Source organism: Psychromonas sp. Urea-02u-13, from assembly GCF_002835995.1.
Taxonomy (GTDB): Bacteria; Pseudomonadota; Gammaproteobacteria; order Enterobacterales; family Psychromonadaceae; genus Psychromonas.
The window spans coordinates 1-262 of sequence record NZ_PJBZ01000006.1; the positions used below are offsets into that span (position 1 = coordinate 1).

The 262-nt window shown below is 39.7% G+C and carries 1 protein-coding gene; it reads left to right on the forward strand.

The genetic code is table 11. The annotated features are described in order from the left end of the window. Positions 1–22 precede the first annotated feature (22 nt). The coding region (locus CXF74_RS00020) for a hypothetical protein (RefSeq protein WP_198552730.1) at positions 23–262 on the forward strand (240 nt) is incomplete at its 3' end.

The window sequence follows — 262 nt, forward strand, 5'->3', positions numbered from 1 at the left end:
AGATAGCTTTTGGGGCTATTCGATGGCCATTATGGATTCTGGTGTACCTGGGCGTGCCCAAATGGGGGTTCAAAAATCCCTTTCTGCAATCACTGGGTTAGGAGAAAAAGAATTTAATCCCCAAGTGCACTTTATAGAAAAAATTACCATTGATGTATTTGGTTTTAGTCGCGGGGCTGCAACCGCGCGTTATGCTATCTACTTATTATTAAAAGATAAGAAGTGTTTATATAAACGTTTGCAAAACCAGGGATATGAAATC